General features: G+C 69.2%; 13 protein-coding genes. 5 read left to right on the top strand and 8 right to left on the bottom strand.

Annotated elements, in window-relative coordinates; all coding sequences use genetic code 11:
* Nucleotides 1-8: 8 nt before the first annotated feature.
* From V5F59_RS23990 to V5F59_RS23980, 3 genes are all read right to left on the bottom strand, one after another.
* Nucleotides 9-2,507 (bottom strand): alpha/beta hydrolase, encoded by a 2,499-nt coding sequence (locus tag V5F59_RS23990; protein ID WP_393978845.1) that lies wholly within the window; start codon nucleotides 2,505-2,507, stop codon nucleotides 9-11.
* Nucleotides 2,508-2,619: 112 nt separating this feature from the next.
* Nucleotides 2,620-4,734, bottom strand: a complete 2,115-nt coding sequence (locus V5F59_RS23985; RefSeq protein ID WP_393978843.1) for an ATP-binding protein — start codon at nucleotides 4,732-4,734, stop codon at nucleotides 2,620-2,622.
* Nucleotides 4,721-5,101: a response regulator gene (locus tag V5F59_RS23980; RefSeq protein WP_393978841.1), complete on the bottom strand. Its 381-nt coding sequence runs from the start codon at nucleotides 5,099-5,101 to the stop codon at nucleotides 4,721-4,723. The genes V5F59_RS23985 and V5F59_RS23980 overlap by 14 nt, the downstream gene beginning before the upstream one ends.
* 543 nt (nucleotides 5,102-5,644) lie before the next feature.
* Between V5F59_RS23980 and V5F59_RS23975 the strand changes: the two genes are divergently transcribed.
* The 5 genes from V5F59_RS23975 (at nucleotide 5,645) to scpC (ending at nucleotide 10,949) form a co-directional block, all read left to right on the top strand.
* Nucleotides 5,645-6,430 carry a response regulator gene (locus V5F59_RS23975; protein ID WP_393978839.1) on the top strand — a complete coding sequence of 262 codons (786 nt, stop codon included), beginning with the start codon at nucleotides 5,645-5,647 and terminating at the stop codon, nucleotides 6,428-6,430.
* Between the two features lie 613 nt (nucleotides 6,431-7,043).
* Nucleotides 7,044-7,340 (top strand): hypothetical protein, encoded by a 297-nt coding sequence (locus V5F59_RS23970; RefSeq protein ID WP_509211146.1) that lies wholly within the window; start codon nucleotides 7,044-7,046, stop codon nucleotides 7,338-7,340.
* A gap of 57 nt (nucleotides 7,341-7,397) precedes the next feature.
* A complete protein-coding gene (locus V5F59_RS23965) occupies nucleotides 7,398-8,576 on the top strand; it encodes an extensin-like domain-containing protein (protein ID WP_393978835.1) in 1,179 nt (392 codons plus the stop codon).
* 1 nt (nucleotide 8,577) lies between these two features.
* Nucleotides 8,578-9,333, top strand: coding sequence for a DUF429 domain-containing protein (locus V5F59_RS23960; protein WP_393978833.1), 756 nt, complete (start codon nucleotides 8,578-8,580; stop codon nucleotides 9,331-9,333).
* Between the two features lie 86 nt (nucleotides 9,334-9,419).
* Nucleotides 9,420-10,949, top strand: a complete 1,530-nt coding sequence (gene scpC, locus V5F59_RS23955) for a succinyl-CoA:acetate CoA-transferase ScpC (protein WP_393978831.1) — start codon at nucleotides 9,420-9,422, stop codon at nucleotides 10,947-10,949.
* 115 nt (nucleotides 10,950-11,064) lie between these two features.
* On the opposite strand, the gene rpe is transcribed toward scpC, so the two are convergent.
* The 5 genes from rpe to V5F59_RS23930 form a co-directional block, all read right to left on the bottom strand.
* On the bottom strand, nucleotides 11,065-11,757 hold the full coding sequence (gene rpe, locus V5F59_RS23950; RefSeq protein WP_393978829.1) for a ribulose-phosphate 3-epimerase: 693 nt from the start codon (nucleotides 11,755-11,757) through the stop codon (nucleotides 11,065-11,067).
* A 284-nt stretch (nucleotides 11,758-12,041) separates the two neighbouring features.
* Nucleotides 12,042-13,106 carry a class II fructose-bisphosphate aldolase gene (gene fba / locus V5F59_RS23945; RefSeq protein ID WP_393978827.1) on the bottom strand — a complete coding sequence of 355 codons (1,065 nt, stop codon included), beginning with the start codon at nucleotides 13,104-13,106 and terminating at the stop codon, nucleotides 12,042-12,044.
* A 57-nt stretch (nucleotides 13,107-13,163) separates the two neighbouring features.
* Nucleotides 13,164-15,230, bottom strand: a complete 2,067-nt coding sequence (gene tkt, locus V5F59_RS23940) for a transketolase (protein ID WP_393978825.1) — start codon at nucleotides 15,228-15,230, stop codon at nucleotides 13,164-13,166.
* A gap of 311 nt (nucleotides 15,231-15,541) precedes the next feature.
* Nucleotides 15,542-16,417, bottom strand: a complete 876-nt coding sequence (locus V5F59_RS23935; RefSeq protein ID WP_393978823.1) for a phosphoribulokinase — start codon at nucleotides 16,415-16,417, stop codon at nucleotides 15,542-15,544.
* 37 nt (nucleotides 16,418-16,454) lie between these two features.
* Entirely contained in the window at nucleotides 16,455-17,522 is a 1,068-nt protein-coding gene (locus V5F59_RS23930; RefSeq protein ID WP_393978821.1) for a class 1 fructose-bisphosphatase, read from the bottom strand.
* Nucleotides 17,523-17,543 lie beyond the last annotated feature (21 nt).

Here is a 17,543-nt window from a genome sequence, read left to right as displayed (position 1 = left end):
GGCCGCTCCTATTTGTTGAGGCCGGTGGGCGCGGCCGCCTTGGCCTCGGCCGGCGCGGCCGCAGCCGCCGCGCCGTGGATGAGCCGGTCGACGCTCGCCGGCGTGCCGGTGGCCACCCGCCCGGTCTCCACGAAGTCCACCACGTCCTCGGCGAAGGCGACGGGCTCGTCCGTGTGGATGAAGTGGGCGGTGCCGGGATAGATCTTCAGCTGCACGTCGCCCCCGGCCGCGTTCATCCGGCGCATGAAGGGCAGGATGAGCTGGCGGGAGAGGTCGTCGAGCCCGTTGAAGGCATAGCCGGGGATGAACGGCTCCTTGTCGCCGAACGCCAGGAAGATCGGCACCTTGATCTGGGTGAGGCGCTTGTAGAGGCTCGCCGGGTCCTTCTCCTGCAGCTCGGCCACCATGCCGTAGATGTCGAAGATGAAGACATCCACCCACTGCTGCAGCTCGCGCGGATCGCCCTTGATCATGCCGATGCGCTGGGCGGTGTGCAGGCGGGCGTACTCGCTGTCGCGCAGGAAGTAGCCGTTGCGCTGGGGCGTCACCGCCCCGGACACCGGATCGCGGCTCCTGAAGTGGAAGAAGTCATCGATCTGCTGGGCGGTGAGGTTCTTCTCCCGGTCGCGCAGGCCGGTCTGGTCCCAGGTGGCCTTCCACTTGTCGAAGTCATGGGCGAAGGCGGGGTCGAACAAGTCGAGCTTCTTGCCCGGCGCCACCGTCACCTCGCGCGGATATTCCTCGAGGCCGGCGGGGGCCTCCAGGATCAGCTTCGACACCGCGTCCGGCCAGGTGAGGGCATAGCCGAGCACGATCTGCCCGCCCATGGAGTGGCCGAGATAGGCCGCCTTCGGGACCTTCAGCTGGTTCACCACCACCTCGTGCAGCACCTCCCGCATCTCCTGCATGGTGCGGGCGGGGCTCTTGTCGAGGTTGCCGGGGCCGGACATGCCGTAGTGGGGCATGTCCACCGCGATCACCCGCAGGCCCCGCTCAAGGGCGATGCGCATGATGTTGCCGTAGTGGCCGCCGAACGCGCCCTTGCCGTGGACGATGACCAGCACGTCCGGATTGGCGGCCGTGCCAGCATACTCGTCCATGTAGCCGATGTCCCACTCGATGCCGCGGGAATCCTTCGCCTTCGTCTTCTTCACCGGGAAGGGATAGGTGACGAAGGTGTTCCAGAACGAGGTGTCGGGGGTGATGGCCTGCGCGACGGCGGGGTTGCGGTAGGTCTTCGCCACCAGGTCCTGCCCGCGGGTGAGGCGCGAGACGTCGCCGAGGAAGGCGGCCACCGTCGGGTCGAACTGGCGGTTCTTCAGGATGGGGAAGACGCCGTAATGGGCGACGGGGCTGCGCTCATGCACGAAATCGGCGCCGGGCACCTTCTCCACCGTGCGCTTGGCGCGGTCGAAGGTGAGCCACTGGTCGTTCTCGATATGCATCACCAGCGTGCGCGACTTGATGCGGCCGAGCTGGTCGTTGATGTTGTAGGTCTCGCCGGCGCGGTTGCGCCACAGGAGGTCCACCGCGTCGAACAGCAGCGCCCGCGCGTTCACCGAGGCGCCGGCCTGCGGGGTGGGCGGGTTCCAGTAGAAGATGTCCGGCTGCACCTTCGCCCAGTCCTGCTGGGAGCGGAAGTCGAAGTCGAAGCCGGTGAGCAGCAGCACCGACCAGCCGAAGGCGACACCCTGGTTGGGGTGCTTGTCCTTCGGCAGGTTGTAGTAGTTGCCGCCGGTGGCGCGCCACTGGGGATCGGACTCGATGGCGGCGGACATGAGCTGGAAGGTCCAGTTGCCCACCGGATCGCCGCCGTCCGACTGGCTGGTGCCGCCGATGGGCATCAGGCCGTTCATGAAGTCGGGGTGCATCACGCCCCAGACATAGGTCTGGGTCGCGCCCATGGAGACGCCGGTGACCAGCGCCGCGCGGGCGACCTTCAGGTGGTCGCGCAGCATGCGGTAGTTGGCCTGCACCATGTCCTGGTAGCTGTATTGCGGGAACTTCTGCCCCAGCCCCTCGGAGGGCTTGGAGGTGCCCCACAGGCCCAGCGCATCGGTCATGACCACGTAATACTGGTCGGTGTCGATGGCCTTGCCCGGGCCGATCACCGGCCCGCCGGACAGGGTCGTGCCCTCCACCCACTGGGCGTACATGTCGGTGGCGTCGCCGGAATAGAAGGTGTTGACGACCACCGCGTTGGTGATCTCCCCCGCCGCGTTGCGCACGGGGGTGCCCAGGGCGATATAGGCGGTCTTCAGCGGGCCGGCGCCCAGCGATTCGAGGGTGGTGCCCCCCTCCCCGCCGAACTCCCATTTCTGCGGGGCGGACAGGTCGTATTTGCCGCCGATGCGGAAGTTCTTCACCTCGTAGAATTGCTTGAGGGCGCACAGCCGCGCCTGCGAGCAGGCGGCGGTGATGGGCGCGGGCGTGGCGGGCGCGCCCTGGGCCTGCGCCGCCACGATGCCCGCCAAGAGAGCGAGGCCTACGAAGAAGGGGCGTCTCATTCTTTCTTCCTCCCGGCGTCCTGGGTCGCCGCGCGAAGAACAGCACGCCCTCGGTGCGCGAGGAAGGGGCTCGATCAAAGCTCCTGTTGAAGGCCGCGCGTGGAACCGGCGATCACCGGGCCTGGGGCTGCGACGGGCCCGGGCCGCACGCCACCAGCGCCGGCAGGCGGATGGTGAACACGGCGCCCTCCGCCGTGTTCGCAGCCGTCAGGCTGCCGCCATGGTCGCGGATGATGCCGAAGCTCACCGACAGGCCGAGGCCGGTGCCCTTGCCCGGCGGCTTGGTGGTGAAGAAGGGCTGGAAGATGCGGCCGATGACCGCCTCGGGCATGCCGCCGCCATTGTCCTCCACCTCGATCCGCACGGTGCCGGCGGGCCCGCCGGACGGCTCGCAGGCCACGCTCACGCGGATGCGGCCGGGCAGCTCCGCGGGCGCGCGGGCCCGGTGCTCGACGATGGCGTCGCGGGCGTTCTGCAGCAGGTTGATGATCACCTGCTCCAGCTGGTCCTGCCGGCACAGCACCTCGGGCAGGTCCGGCTCCACCTGCGTGACCGCCTCGATGTTGTCGAGCCGGAAGTGGGCCCCCACCACCTGCAGCGCGCCCTCCACCGCGTCGGCGGCGCGCGAGGGCTGGAGGCGCTCGTCGCTCTTGCGGCCGAAGATGCGCATGTGGTCGATGATGCGGCTCATGCGCACCGTCTGCTGGAGGATGCGGTCCAGCTTGCCGGCGAGGTGCTCGGGCGGCAGGCCGCGGCTCATGCCGGTGAGGGCGTTGGCGGCCGCGAGGCGGATGACCCCGAGGGGCTGGTTGATCTCGTGGGCGAGCCCGGTGGCCACCTCGCCGAGGGAGGCGAGCTTCGACATCTGGTAGAGCTTGTTCTCCTCCACCCGCCGCTGGGTCTGGTCGACCGCGAAGACCACCACGTCGCGGTCGGAGCCCAGGGGCCCCTTGTCGATGCCCACGAGGGGGGCGACCACCATCTCCACCTCCAGCTCGCGGGTGCCGTCGGAGAGGTGCTCGCTGCGCAGCTTCGGCCCGGTGAGGCGGCTGGCGAAGGCGCGGAAGCGCGAGCTGTCCAGATAGGTGCGCATGACGGTGGAGAGCGGCTCGCCGGAGGCGGTGCCCACCGTGCCCGCCCCGTCCTCGGTGACCTGCATCACCGCGACGCCGGGCACGCGGCTGATGGCCTCCAGCACGTTCGCCTCGCGCCGGCGGGCACGGTGCTGCACCTCCTCGGCCTCGAGCCGCTTCTGCAGGCGGAGGTAGCGCGCGCCCAGCAGCACCACGATGAGCAAAGCGGCGGACAGGCCGAGCGCCGTCGACCAGATGGCGACCCGGAACCCGGCGGACTGCTGCTGCACGAAGGCCAGCGAATAGGCCACCGTGACGAGGATGGGATATTTCGCGGAGAGCAGCGTGTAGCCGACGCGCTCCACCCCATCCACGGCGCTGACCTGGTTGTAGACGCTGAAGCCCCTGCGCAGCGCCTCCTGGTAGGAGGGGCTTTTCGACACGTCGTCGCCGAACGAGGTCTCCGCCGCCGCGCGCGCCCGCACCACGCCGTCGCGCCCGATGAGGGAGATCAGCATCTGGTCCTCGGTGCGCAGCTGCTTGTAGAAATCGATGAAGTCGCTGATGGCGTAGGAGGCGACGATGATGCCCGCGTAGCGGCCCTCGGCATCGCCCAGGGGCCGGGTGAGCTGGATGGTCCATTTCTTCGACACCCGCCCGAGCACGGGCTTGGAGATGAACAGGTCCCCGCCCCCCGGGTCCTTGCCCATCTGCACCCGGATGTGCTCACGGTCGGAAACGTCCACCCGCTCCCCACCCGGCGGCGCGAGGTTGCTGGCGACGAGGACGCCGTCCTTGTCCACCACGGAGAACTGCACCACCGCCGTGGGCAGGCTGAAGCTCCTCAGCGCCTCGTAGATCTGCTGCGGGGTGGCACCGGCATCGTAGCTGTTGGCGAAGTTGATGAGCAGCGCGTCGATGGGCTCGATGGCCTGCTCGAAGCTGCGCAGCAGCAAGGTGGCGGTGCGGTTGGCCGAGGTCTCGGCGATCTCGAGCTGGGCGCGGCTGTGCAGCTGGTACAGCACCAGGGCCGCGGTGAAGGGAATGACGCCGACCAGGAAGACGAGGCTTCCGAGCATCACCGTCACCGGGTCGAGGAGCCGACGGAGCCGCTTGTTCCTGGCCTCGGGCGTCCTGGCTTCAGGATTGGGCATCACGCGCGTTCAGGTCCGCCAGAGCCTCGTACAGCGCATCGAAGGCGAGCGGCTTGGGGAAGCAGCGCAGCACCCCTTCGGCCATGGCCCGCTCGATGTCCGCCTCGGCAGCGTGCCCGGTCATGACGAGGAAGTCCAGCCGGCGCGCCGGATAGGCCGCGCGCACCGCATGGATGAGGGAGATGCCGTCCATGTCCGGCATCCGCAGGTCGGTGAGGATCACGCGGATGGAGGGATCGTCGGCGAGGAGCGCCACGGCCCGCGCCCCCTGCCCCGCCGACACCGCGGGGATGCCCCGGAAGGACAGCGCCTCGACCAGTTCGTCGAGATACTCGGGCTCGTCATCGACGATCAGTACCGGGCCCATCTCGCCACCGACGGAAGACCGGTATCCGGCCGTGTCACGGAACCGGCCGGCGGAAGCCCGCACGGCCGCGCGGCCCGGCCGCTTCACCCAGCCAGGAGGCCCTCAATGCAACGGGAGGACAACGGCCCGTCAACCCGAACCTGCACCAAATTGGAATGGAACCGGCCGGAACCGCGGGCCCGCCCCAGCCGTCCCGCCGCGTCCGCCATCCCCCTTCGCGGCGGCGGCGCGCGTTCCGGCGCAGGAAAGCGTGAAAGGAGCGCTTGCCATATCAACATCTTGAAGAGCATCTTCCGGGGCGGAAAGATTCGCGGCGGCACCTCGCATGCAGGTCTCTATTCGCCCCCAATCTGGTGGAGATTGCCGCCGGCCCGGCCTTCGAGGGGCCGAGGCGGCGCTCGGGCCGCATGCGCCGGAGGGGTGGCGGGCCGGCGGGCTCCGGCCTCCGGTGGTGCCGCGTCACGCTCCCGATACCCTGCCGGCGGCCGGCGCCGCGGACGGGATGAGGCATCGCTCCGGCGGTGCCAAAGGAGATCGCACGAGATGAACCCCACGTCGTCCGCGCCCCGCGTCCTGCTGGTGGATGACGATCCCGACGTGCTCGCCGAGCTGCACGAGGGGCTGGAGATGCTCGGCATCCCGTCCATCACCGCCGCCACCGCCATCGAGGCGCTCGACCTGGTGCAGCAGAACGAGGGCCTGCAGGTGATCGTCACCGACCTGCAGATGCCCCGCATCGACGGCATCGAGCTGTTGCAGAAGCTCTCCGTGCGGCGGCGCAACCATCCCATGGCGGCCATCGTGATCACCGGCCACGCCTCCCTCGACCGCGCCGTGGGCGCGCTGCGGCTGCAGGCGGTGGACTTCCTGCAGAAGCCCCTCGCGGCGGAGGAGGTCGCCCACGCCATCACCCGGGCCCTCGCGCTGGTGGACGACGAAGGCGCGGCGGCCGAGGGCGATGCGCCCGCCGCCGGCCACATCGCCCGGCCCAATTACCTGCGCGCCCTGGTGGCCGCCCGGGCCGACCGCGACGCCATCTTCCAGGCCGGCCTGTTCTCCGACCCCGCCTGGGAGATGATGCTCGACCTCGCGGTGGCCGAGGCCAGCGCCCGGCCCATCTCCGTCACCAGCCTGTGCATCGCCTCCGGCGCCCCCACCACCACGGCGCTCCGCCGCATCGACGACCTGGAGGGCGCCGGCCTCCTCGCCCGGCAGCCCGACCCACGGGACCGGCGCCGCATCCTCGTAACCCTCACCGACCTGGGGCGGGAGCGGATGGAGGCCTTCGTCCGGCGGCAGGCGGAGCGGTTCGGCATCACCCTCGATTGAGGGTATCATAAAACCTCACCCCATCCGGGGCTGCGCCGTCGACGCAGGGACCGGCCGCGTCTTCAAGCGCCTCACGCTGATATCGGCGAACCTGCGCGCGGGGGCGCACGCGACGGCAGATGGATGCAGGCCCGGCGCGGACCCGCCCCAAAGGCGAAGGCGTCAAAACCGCCGAAGGTCTGGAAGGTCCTGAAACCGGAACGAGCCGGAGAAATGGAACGAGCCAGGCGTCGCCATCGCTGGCGAACAACCCGGCCCGACCACCCCGTGCCGGTCAGGGCGTGGCACGAGATTCCGAAAACGCAACGCCCGGTACCACCCCCCACCCCCGCGGAGGGTTCGGCTGTGCTACCGACGAGAGTTACCTAGCATACGCAACCCACTGTTGTTGCAGGAGATTGTGCCATTTCGGAATGATATGGCTCCACCCCGGCACCAATTCTCCTCCAGGTAGCACCTCCGGAGAATTGAACGCCGGCCCGGACCATCCGATACATCGGTCAGGCTTTTGGCCTCCATGGGAACCGAGGCGACATCGCATGACCCAAGCCCCTGTCGAACAAAAGCTTTCCGGAAGCGCCCCGGACCTGGGACGGCGGAACGGAGGCCATGGATGATGTCCGACCCCGCAGCTTTCGTCCTCATTGCGGCGCTGGTCGCAACCACCACCGCGGTGATTTTATTGCACCTGCGCATCAGGTCCCTGAGCGCCTTGGCGACCGACTATGAACGCGCCCTGGCCGAGGCCTCCGCCGCCCTGCGCACGGCCCGTGCGGCAGGGGAACGGGACCAGCGCGACATGGTTGCGCTGCTTGAAGGCCATGGCGGCGCGGCGCCGGACCTCTCCCCTCTGCCGCGCTCCCCCTCCCGCGCCCCGCAGCGGAATGTAAGGACCCGCGCCGCCGCATAGGGGCCAGAGCCCCGCGCCTTAACCCCTTCGCAACGCCGAATCCCCCAAGGTGCCGCCATGGCGCGCGGTTCCTTCTGGCTTCTCCTCGCCCCGCTTCTGCTCGCGGGGATCACCGGCTGTCGGTTCGATTTCGGATCGTCACGCGAACCCTGGCGCGCGGAGGAAGAGGAACGGTGCATCGCCGCCAAGGGCGTGGTGGCATCCGCCTTCATCGAGCCCCTGTCGGCCATCGACGGGCCGGGTCAGTGCGGCATGGAACATCCCTTCCGCGTCAACGCCCTGTCCCAGGGCAATGTGATCGTGGAGCCGGCAGCCCGGCTCGCCTGCCCCGTCATCTACCAGGTCGAGCGCTGGGAGGAGGACGTGGTCCAGCCCGCCGCCGTCGCCTGGCTGGGCCAGCCGGTCGTCGCGATCCGGCAGATGTCCTCCTATTCCTGCCGCGCCATGGTCAACGGCAACCCCAACGCCAAGATTTCCGAGCACGCGTTCGGCAATGCGTTCGACGTGGGCGCCTTCCGCCTGGCGGACGGGCGCTGGATCACCGTGAAGGACGGCTGGAAGGGAACGCCGGAGGAGCGGGGCTTCCTGCTGCAGGTGCAGGCCGGGGCGTGCGAGCGCTTCACCACCGTGCTCGCCCCCGGCTCCAACATCTTTCATTACGACCACATCCACGTGGACCTGATGCGGCACGAGAAGGGCCGCACCATCTGCAAGCCCGCGCCCCGGCCCATGCCCGCGCCGATGGCCCCCGCCCCCCTCGCCGTGAAGGCACCGCCGGTGGCCATGGCCGCGCCGGAGCCGATGCCCGAGCCGATGCCGGCCGCACCGCCACCTCAGCAGCAACCGAACTTCCTCTCCTCCATCTTCGCCCCGCGGCCCGCTCAGCAGCCGGCCCCGGAACCGGTGATGGCGGAGCCGCCCCCTCCGCCGCCGCCCCTGCCGCCAGCCTCCACCGCGACGCTTCGCCCGGCGGGAAGCGTCAGCGCCGCACCGGCACCGCAACCGCGCTACCAGGGCCAGGCCTATCCGCCGCAGCCCGCCGCCGCACCCGCGCAAAATACCAACCAGCCGCGCGGCCTTCCGCCCGGCTGGCAGGTGGGCCCGCAAGGCGTGCCCGTCTCCCAGGGGGAGGGCGGGAACATCGTGACCGGCTCCATCAAGCGGAAATACTATTCCGCCCCCGCCCCCCAGCCCTCCACCCTTCCCCTGCCCCAGGCGAAGCCCGGGGAGGACTGAGTTGCCCCTCCCCTTCGCCGGGATCGACGGGTGTCGCGGCGGCTGGATTGTCGCGCGCTGGGATGGGAACGCGAATCTGCGCCTGATGCGCGTGGCAGCCGTGGCGGACGTGTTCGATGCCCCGCAGCCGCCCGTCACCGCCGCCGTCGACATGCCCATCGGCCTGCCGGAACGGATCGGCGCGAAGGGCCGGGCCCCGGAGCGGCTGGTGCGCCCCCTACTCGGCAAGCGGCAATCCTCGGTCTTCTCGGTCCCCTCCCGGGCAGCCGTCATGGCGGGGATCGGGGACGGGGACGAGAGCGAGCGCTACCGGGCCGCCTGCGCCGCCGCCCGCGCCTCCTCCGATCCACCGCGCGCCGTGGCCAAGCAGTGCTTCCATCTTTTTCCGAAGATTGCGGAAGTGGACCTGCTGCTGCGGAACCGGCCGGAGCTTTGCAACCAGCTGGTTGAATGTCATCCCGAAGTCGCATTCTTCGTCATGAACGGGCAACGGGCGCTCGAATTGCCGAAGAAGGTCCACAACAGGCCCCATCCGCCGGGCCTCGACCTTCGGATTAGGCTCTTGGAGGCATGGGGGATACCAACAGACCTGCTTAATGAGCAGAACGCCCGTGCGCTCGGCGCAGGCCTCGACGATCTCGTGGACGCGTGCGCCTGCGCCGTCTCCGCCCGAAGAATGAGTGACGGCAAGGCCTTGTCATTTCCCGACCCGCCCGAGCGCGATGCCTTCGGACTGCCTGTCGCCATCGTCGCCTGATCGGGATATTCTCTTAAGTCGAATTCCGCCCGCCGCGGTCCGCTCGCTATGCGCGAAGGATTGCCCAACGATCCGGACGGCCGACCATGCCCCACGAGCGTATCCGCCTCTCGTCCCTCAGCGAAAAGATCGTCTCGGCCGAACAGGCCGCACAACTCATCAAGGACGGCATGATCGTGGGCATGAGCGGGTTCACCCGTGCCGGCGAGGCGAAAGCCGTGCCCCTGGCGCTCGCCGCCCGCGCCGGCGCGGCCCACGCCCGGGGCGAGCCGCTGCGCATCACCCTCATCACCGGCGCCTCGCTCGGCAATGACCTCGACAAGCAGATGGCAGAGGCCCACGTGCTGTCGCGGCGCATCCCGTTCCAGTCCGATCCGGCGCTGCGCAAGGCCATCAACGCCGGCGAGGTGATGTTCGTCGACCAGCATCTGTCCGAGACGGTGGAGCACCTGCGCACCAACCAGCTCGGCCCCATCGACGTGGCGGTGATCGAGGCCGTCGGCATCACCGCATCCGGCGGCATCATCCCCACCACCTCGGTGGGCAATTCGGCCACCTTCGCGATCCTGGCGAAGAAGGTGATCGTCGAGATCAACCTCACCCAGCCCGCCGAGCTGGAGGGCCTGCACGACATCTACATTCCCACCCGCCGCCCGTTCCGCGAGCCGATCCCGGTGGTGACCCCCGAAAGCCGCGTGGGCCTGCCCTTCATCCCGGTGCCGCCGGAGAAGATCGCCGCCATCGTCATCACGGAGAAGCTCGACTCCGCCTCCACCGTGCTGCCGCCGGACACGGACACGGCGGCCATCGCCTCCCACCTCATGGACTTCCTGAAGCATGAGGTGAAGCTCGGGCGGATGACCAACCGCCTGCAGCCGCTGCAGGCCGGCATCGGCACCATCGCCAATGCGGTGATGCACGGCTTCATCGCCAGCCCCTTCGGCGACCTCACCATGTATTCCGAGGTCCTCCAGGACTCGACCTTCGACCTGTTCGACGCCGGCAAGCTCAACTTCGCCTCGGGCTCGTCCATCACCCTGTCGAAGGCGAAATATCACGAGGTGATGCCGCGCATCACCGACTACAAGTCGCGCCTCATCCTGCGTCCGCAGGAGATCTCCAACCATCCGGAGATCATCCGCCGCCTCGGCCTCATCTGCATCAACACGGCGCTGGAGTTCGACATCTTCGGCAATGTGAACTCGACCCACGTGGGCGGCACCCACATGATGAACGGCATCGGCGGTTCCGGCGACTTCGCCCGCAACGCCTACCTCTCCGTGTTTGTCACCAAGTCGATCGCCAAGGGCGGGGCCTTGTCGTCGGTCGTGCCCATGGTGAGCCACGTGGACCATACCGAGCACGACGTGGACATCCTCATCACCGAAGTGGGCCTCGCCGACCTGCGCGAGCTTGCGCCGCGGGAGAGGGCGCGGGCGATCATCGCCAATTGCGTCCATCCGCTCTACCGCGATGCGATGGAGGATTATTTCGCGCGCGCCCTGACGCGGGGCGGCCACACCCCGCATATCATCGAGGAGGCGCTCTCCTGGCACGTGAAGGCGCGGGAGACGGGCAGCATGCTGCCGGACGGCGCGGCGCTGAAGATCGCGTGAGACGCGCGATCACGCGCTGCGCGGAGAGCCGCGCGGCGATGCGCAAGCCCCCGCGCCCCGGACCAACCGGGGCATGGGGGTCACGAAGAGTGACCGGAAGCGTTCAGCGTTCCCCTCACGCCGCAGCGGCGGTGCCGGTGGCAACGGCGATCTCGAGCTTCATGGCGGCGATGGTCGCTGCATAGTCCTTGGCGCCGTAGATGGCGCTGCCCGCCACGAAGGTGTCCGCCCCCGCCGCCGCGATGGCGCCGATGTTGTCCACCTTCACGCCCCCGTCGATCTCCAGGCGGATGTCCCGGCCCGAGGCGTCGATACGCGCGCGGATCGCCTTCAGCTTGTCGAGGGCCGAGGGGATGAAGGCCTGCCCGCCGAAGCCGGGGTTGACCGACATCACCAGCACGAGATCAAGCTGATCCAGCGTGTAGTCGAGGACGGAGAGGGGGGTGGCCGGGTTCAGCACGAGCCCCGCCTTCACGCCCTTGGAGCGGATGAGCTGCAGCGAGCGGTCCACGTGCTCGCTCGCCTCGGGGTGGAAGGAGATGAGGTCGGCGCCGGCCGCGGCGAAGGCCTCGATCATCCCGTCCACCGGCTTCACCATCAGGTGCACGTCCACGAAGGCCTTCGTCGCCTTGCGCAGGGACTGGAGCACCAGCGGGCCGATGGTGAGGTTGGGGACGTAATGGTTGTCCATCACGTCGAAATGGATCCACTCCGCGCCGCCCGCGAGCACGGCGTCCACCTCGGCGCCGAGGCGGGTGAAGTCCGCCGAGAGGATGGACGGGGCGATGATGGGGTGGGCGCGGGCCATGGGGGTCTCCTCAACGTCTGGATAGCCGGGGCTCGATCTCGTGCCCCGGCCGACTGGAGCGTCAGCGGAAGGAGAGCCGGGGCCCGGCGCAACAACGCGCCGAAGGCGGCTCCCTTCATGACCGTCGTCGAAAAGAGCCTGCTGCGCAGGACCTTTCCGTGGATCCCGGATCGGCGCTCCAGCTGCGCTGTCGCTCGTCCCGGGAACGAGGCGGCGGAGGCCGCCTCACGTCACCTATACGGCAGGGGCCACCACCCGCGCCAGCGCGCCGGCTTCGGCCAAGCTCAATGCACCACCTGCTTGAGCTCGCCGGAAACGTAGCGCTTGGCCATCTCGTCCAGCTCGATGGCGCGGATCTTCTCCGCCTTGCCGGCGGAACCGAACGCCTCGAAGCGGTTGATGCACACTTTCTTGGCCTCCTCCATGGCGGCGGCGAGGAACTTGCGCGGGTCGAACTCGCTCTTGTTCTTCGCGCCCACGCGCCGCATGGCGGCGGTCATGGCGAGGCGGATGTCGGTGTCGATGTTCACCTTGCGCACGCCGTAGCGGATACCCTCCTGGATCTCCTCCACCGGCACGCCGTAGGTTTCCTTGATGTCGCCGCCGTAGGTGCGAATCTCCTCCAGCAGCTCCTGCGGCACGGAAGAGGAGCCGTGCATCACCAGGTGCGTGGTGGGGATGCGCTGGTGGATGGCCTTGATGCGGTCGATGGCGAGGATGTCGCCGGTCGGCTTGCGGGTGAACTTGTAGGCGCCATGGGAGGTGCCGATGGCGATGGCCAGCGCGTCGCACTGGGTCGCCTTCACGAACTGGGCGGCCTCGTCCGGATCGGTGAGCAGCTTGGAATGGTCGAGGGCCTCCTCGGCCCCGTGGCCGTCCTCGGCCTCGCCCTTTCCGGTCTCCAGCGATCCCAGGCAGCCAAGCTCGCCTTCCACGGAGACGCCGACCGCGTGGGCCAGCTCCACCACCTTGGCGGTGACGGAGACGTTGTAGTCATAGTCGGCCGGCGTCTTGCCGTCCTCCTTCAGCGATCCGTCCATCATCACCGAGGAGAAGCCGGACTTGATGGCGCCCATGCACACGGCGGGGGAGGCGCCATGGTCCTGGTGCATCACCACGGGGATCTCGGGATAGGCCTCCACCGCCGCGGCGATGAGGTGGCGCAGGAACGGCTCGCCCGCATACTTGCGCGCGCCGGCCGAGCCCTGGAGGATCACCGGCGAGGACGTGGCGCGGGCCGCGTCCATGATCGCCTTCACCTGCTCCATGTTGTTCACGTTGAAGGCCGGCAGGCCGTAGGAATGCTCCGCCGCATGGTCGAGCAGCTGGCGCATGGAAACGAGGGCCATTGTCCTCTCCTTGTCAGGTCACGTTCGTAACGGTGCGTCTGGTGCGCCGCCTGCGCCTCAGCCGATGGCGCGGCGCACGGCGTCGGCCACCTTCTCGACGGTGAAGCCGAACAGGGGCCACAAATCCTTCTCCGGCGCGGATTCGCCGAAGCGGTCGATGCCGATGGCGGTGACGCCCTCCTCCCGGGTGCCGGTCAGGCCGCGCCAGCCGCGGGTGACGCCCGCCTCCACCGCCACCACCGGCACGCCCTTCGGGAACAGGGCCGCGCGATCATTCTCCGTCAGCGCCTCGAAGCGCTCGCGGCAAGGCATGGACACGACACGGGTGGCGATGCCCGCATCATCCAGCGCCTCGGCCGCCGCCACCGCCAGCTTCACCTCGGAGCCGGTAGCGACGAGCACGGCACGCGCCACCCCCTCGCTCTCGCGCAGCACGTAGGCGCCGTTCTCGATGGCCTCGAGCTGCGCGGCGGTGCGCGGCCACATGGGCAGGTTCTGGCGGGACAGGATGAAGGCGCTCGGGCCGTCCTTCCGGGTCAAGGCAGCGTGCCAGGCCTTGAGCGTCTCCACCGTGTCGGCCGGCCGCCACACATCGAGGTTCGGGATGAGGCGCAGGCTCTCCACATGCTCCACCGGCTGGTGGGTGGGGCCATCCTCGCCGAGGCCGATGGAATCGTGGGTGAGGATGTAGATGACGCGCTGGCCCATCAGCGCGCTCATGCGCATGGCATTGCGCGCATAGTCCGAGAACACGAGGAAGGTGGCGACGAAGGGGATGAAGCCGCCGTGCAGCGCGATGCCGTTGGCGATGGCCGACATGCCGAACTCGCGCACGCCGTAGAAGATCTGGTTGCCGGCCGGGTCCCGCGTCACGGGAACCGCGCCGGGAAAGGTGGTCAGGTTCGAGTGGGCAAGGTCCGCGGAGCCGCCGAGGAACTCCGGCACCGCGGGGGCCAGCGCGGCGAGGGCCTGCTGGCTTGCCTTGCGGGTGGCGACCGTCTCGGCCTTTTCTAGCGTCGTCTTCAGCGCCACCTCGAACGTGTCGGGGAACACCGGCGAGAGATCGCCCTTGAGGCGGCGGTGGAACTCGGCCGCCTCGTTCGGATAGGCGCGCTCATAGGCCGCCATGCGGGCCTCCCACGCCTCCTGCCGGGCGGCGCCATCCCTGCGGGCGTCCCACTGCGCATAGATCTCCGCCGGCACCTCGAACGGCGCATGGTCCCAGCCCATGGCCGCACGGGTGCGGGCAATCTCCTCGCTGCCCAGCGGGGCGCCGTGGGTGTCCTGGTGGCCCTGCTTGGTGGGCGCGCCGCGGCCGATCACCGTCTTGCAGCAGACGAGGGTGGGCCTGACGGTCTCGGCAATGGCGGCCGCGGTGGCTGCGCGCAGGGCGGCGGGATCGTGGCCGTCCACGTCGCGGATCACCTGCCAGCCATAGGCCTCGAAGCGGGCCGGAGTGTCGTCCGGGAACCACTCCTCCACCTTGCCGTCGATGGAGATGCCGTTGTCGTCATAATAAGCGACGAGCTTGCCGAGGCCGAGCCGGCCGGCCAGCGAGCACGCCTCGTGGCTCACGCCCTCCATCAGGCAGCCGTCGCCGAGGAACACGAAGGTGCGGTGGTCGACGATGGAAAGGCCCGGCCGGTTGAACTGGGCGGCCAGCGTCTTCTCGGCGAGCGCCATGCCCACCGCGTTGGCGAGACCCTGGCCCAGCGGCCCGGTGGTGGTCTCGATGCCCGGCGTCATGCCGTATTCCGGGTGGCCGGGGGTGCGCGAATGCAGCTGGCGGAAGCGCTTCAGCTCACTCACTGGCAGGTCATAGCCGGTGAGGTGCAGCAGCGCGTAGATCAGCATGGACCCGTGGCCGTTCGACAGCACGAAGCGGTCGCGGTCCGGCCAGGAGGGGTTGGCGGGATTGTGCCGCAGGGTCTCGCGCCAGAGCACGGCGGCGATCTCCGCCATGCCCATGGGCGCGCCCGGGTGGCCGGACTTCGCCTGCTCCACCGCGTCCATGGCGAGCGCCCGGAGGGCGGCCGTCACCGGCCAGGCCAGCGAACCCGGCGAGCGGTCGAGCACCGGAGCGGCGTCGAGGGGGGTGGCGGCGGTCATCGCATGCGCGGTCATGGCACTTCTCCCTGTTCGGCTTCCTGTCCCCTGCTCGGTCTTCCCCCGGCCCGGCGGGGCAGGGGAGGGAGGGGCACGCCATGGTCTCCAGCAAAGCTTCTCATGCGGGCGGCCGCCAAGGCATGCCGCCCCTCGTCCGCCCCACCGGGGGAGCGGCCGGTCCGGCCCGAGGCCTCCGGGAGGGAGGCGGGGGGAAGACGGCTGCCACGCGTCCAAGGGCTCAAAGGACGTGCCGTCTTCCCCCCTTCGCCCTCCCCCCCGGCGCGGGAGGAGGGAATGGATCGCGCTCCGGCCCGGCGGGCCGGGGCGCGTCAGCCGGCGCGACGCTTCCTGTCCATCAGCTTCATGATCAGGGGCGTGAGCAGGAGCTGCATGGCGAGATCCTGCTTGTTGCCCGGGATGACGATGGAGTTCGCCCGCGACATGAAGCTGTTGTGGATCATCGAGAGCAGGTACGGAAAATCGATGCCGTGCGGATCGCGGAAGCGGATGACGACCATCGATTCGTCCGGCGTCGGGATCCAGCGCGCGGTGAAGGGGTTGGACGTGTCCACCGTGGGCACGCGCTGGAAATTGATGTCCGTCTCCGTGAACTGCGGGCAGATGTAGCGCACGTAGTCCGGCATGCGGCGCAGAATGGTGTCGGTCACATCCTCGGTGGAATAGCCGCGCGTGGCCTTGTCGCGATGGATCTTCTGGATCCATTCGAGGTTGATCACCGGCACCACGCCGATCTTCAGGTCCGCATGCTGGGCGAGGTTGAGATCGTCGGTGACCACCGCGCCGTGCAGGCCTTCGTAGAACAGGAGGTCGGTGCCGCCCTCCACGTCCTCCCAGTCGGTGAAGCGGCCGGGCTCCGTGCCATAGGCCTTCGCCTCGTCGACGTCATGGACATAGTGGCGGAAGCGGCCGGAGCCGGTGGCGCCATAGTCCCTGAACAGCTGGCCCAGCTCGCCGAGCAGGTTGGTATCGGGGGAGAAGTGGCTGAAATGCTTGTTGCCCTTGGCGGCCTCGGCCGCCATCAGCTCGCGCATCTCCAGGCGGTCGTAGCGGTGGAAGGCATCGCCCTCCACATAGGCGGCCTTGACCCCTTCGCGGCGGAAGATCTGGTCGAAGGTGCGCTTGACGGAGGTCGTCCCGGCGCCCGACGAGCCGGTGACGACGATGATGGGATGCTTCACGGACATGGAATGCTCGGCTCTTCTTCTTGAGGTCGGGCGCGGATCAGATGAACAGGCCGCGACGCGCGAACAAAGGCGAGCGCTCGCCGTGGCCGGCGGGCTCCAGGTGATACCGGGCGACGCGAGCCACCTTGTCCCGCGAGCCGAACGCGAACGGCACGCGCTGGTGCAGGCCGGTCGCCGTCAGGTCGAGGATCGGGCCGCGGCAGTCGCTGGCGCCGCCGCCGGCCTGCTCCATCAGGAACGCCACCGGGAAGGCCTCGTAGAGGAGGCGCAGGCGGCCCTGCCCGTAGCCCTTCCGACTGTCGCCGGGGTAGAGGTAGATGCCGCCGCGCTGGAAGATGCGGTGGGCGTCCGCCACCATGGACGCGACCCAGCGCATGTTGAAGTCGCGCTCGCGCGGGCCGTTCCGGCCTGAGAGGCAATCGTCCACATAGGCCCGCACCGGCCCGTCCCAGTGATGGTAGTTCGACATGTTGATGGCGAACTCGGGCGTGCCCTCCTTCACCTTCACGTCCGCGCTCACGAGGCGGAAGGCGCCCTGCCTGTCGAGGGCGAAATGCCAGGTGCCGGCGCCGACGGTGAGCATCATCGCCGTGTGCGGACCGTAGATCACATAACCGGCCGCAAGCATGTCGCGGCCGTGCTGCAGGAATGCGGCCGGCTCCGCCGCGTCGATGTCGTCGCGGCGCGGGAACACGGCGAAGATGGTGCCCACCGAAATGTCGGTGTCGATGTTGGAAGAGCCGTCGAGGGGATCGATGGCGACCAGCAGCGGCTTGTCGGCGTCCAGCAACACCGGCGCGTCGTTCTCCTCGGACGCCACCGCCGCGACCGGCGCCGCCTTCAGCGCGCCGATGACGATGTCGTTGGAGATGACGTCGAGCGCCTTCTGCCCCTCACCGGCCTCACCGGAGGACAGGGTCCGCGCCAGGTCGCCGGCCAACGGGCCTTCGGCGATGGCGCGGGAGAGCTCGGTCGCGCCCTCGGCCAGGGCGGAGATGGTCGCGGCGACGTCGCGGCGGCGGGCGTCCTCGCCGGCCCATTCCTCGAGCGCGCACGCAAGGGTGATGGCCGGGGCGGCGCGATGATCGGCGTTCGGCTCCAACATGGCAGGTCTCCCTGAGGGTCT

Origin of the sequence: Xanthobacter nonsaccharivorans, from assembly GCF_043194755.2 — a bacterium.
Lineage (GTDB): Bacteria > Pseudomonadota > Alphaproteobacteria > Rhizobiales > Xanthobacteraceae > Xanthobacter > Xanthobacter autotrophicus_G.
Note: the sequence above shows the minus strand (reverse complement) of the source record. Positions and strands in the feature narration are given on the sequence as shown.

Excerpts from the sequence above, each read along its gene's own strand:
- V5F59_RS23990 (WP_393978845.1), bottom strand. The coding sequence starts at position 2,507 with ATGAGACGCCCCTTCTTCGTAGGCCTCGCTCTCTTGGCGGGCATCGTG.
- V5F59_RS23985 (WP_393978843.1), bottom strand. The coding sequence starts at position 4,734 with ATGCCCAATCCTGAAGCCAGGACGCCCGAGGCCAGGAACAAGCGGCTC.
- V5F59_RS23980 (WP_393978841.1), bottom strand. The coding sequence starts at position 5,101 with ATGGGCCCGGTACTGATCGTCGATGACGAGCCCGAGTATCTCGACGAA.
- V5F59_RS23975 (WP_393978839.1), top strand. The coding sequence starts at position 5,645 with ATGAACCCCACGTCGTCCGCGCCCCGCGTCCTGCTGGTGGATGACGAT.
- V5F59_RS23970 (WP_509211146.1), top strand. The coding sequence starts at position 7,044 with ATGATGTCCGACCCCGCAGCTTTCGTCCTCATTGCGGCGCTGGTCGCA.
- V5F59_RS23965 (WP_393978835.1), top strand. The coding sequence starts at position 7,398 with ATGGCGCGCGGTTCCTTCTGGCTTCTCCTCGCCCCGCTTCTGCTCGCG.
- scpC (WP_393978831.1), top strand. The coding sequence starts at position 9,420 with ATGCCCCACGAGCGTATCCGCCTCTCGTCCCTCAGCGAAAAGATCGTC.
- rpe (WP_393978829.1), bottom strand. The coding sequence starts at position 11,757 with ATGGCCCGCGCCCACCCCATCATCGCCCCGTCCATCCTCTCGGCGGAC.
- fba (WP_393978827.1), bottom strand. The coding sequence starts at position 13,106 with ATGGCCCTCGTTTCCATGCGCCAGCTGCTCGACCATGCGGCGGAGCAT.
- tkt (WP_393978825.1), bottom strand. The coding sequence starts at position 15,230 with ATGACCGCGCATGCGATGACCGCCGCCACCCCCCTCGACGCCGCTCCG.
- V5F59_RS23935 (WP_393978823.1), bottom strand. The coding sequence starts at position 16,417 with ATGTCCGTGAAGCATCCCATCATCGTCGTCACCGGCTCGTCGGGCGCC.
- V5F59_RS23930 (WP_393978821.1), bottom strand. The coding sequence starts at position 17,522 with ATGTTGGAGCCGAACGCCGATCATCGCGCCGCCCCGGCCATCACCCTT.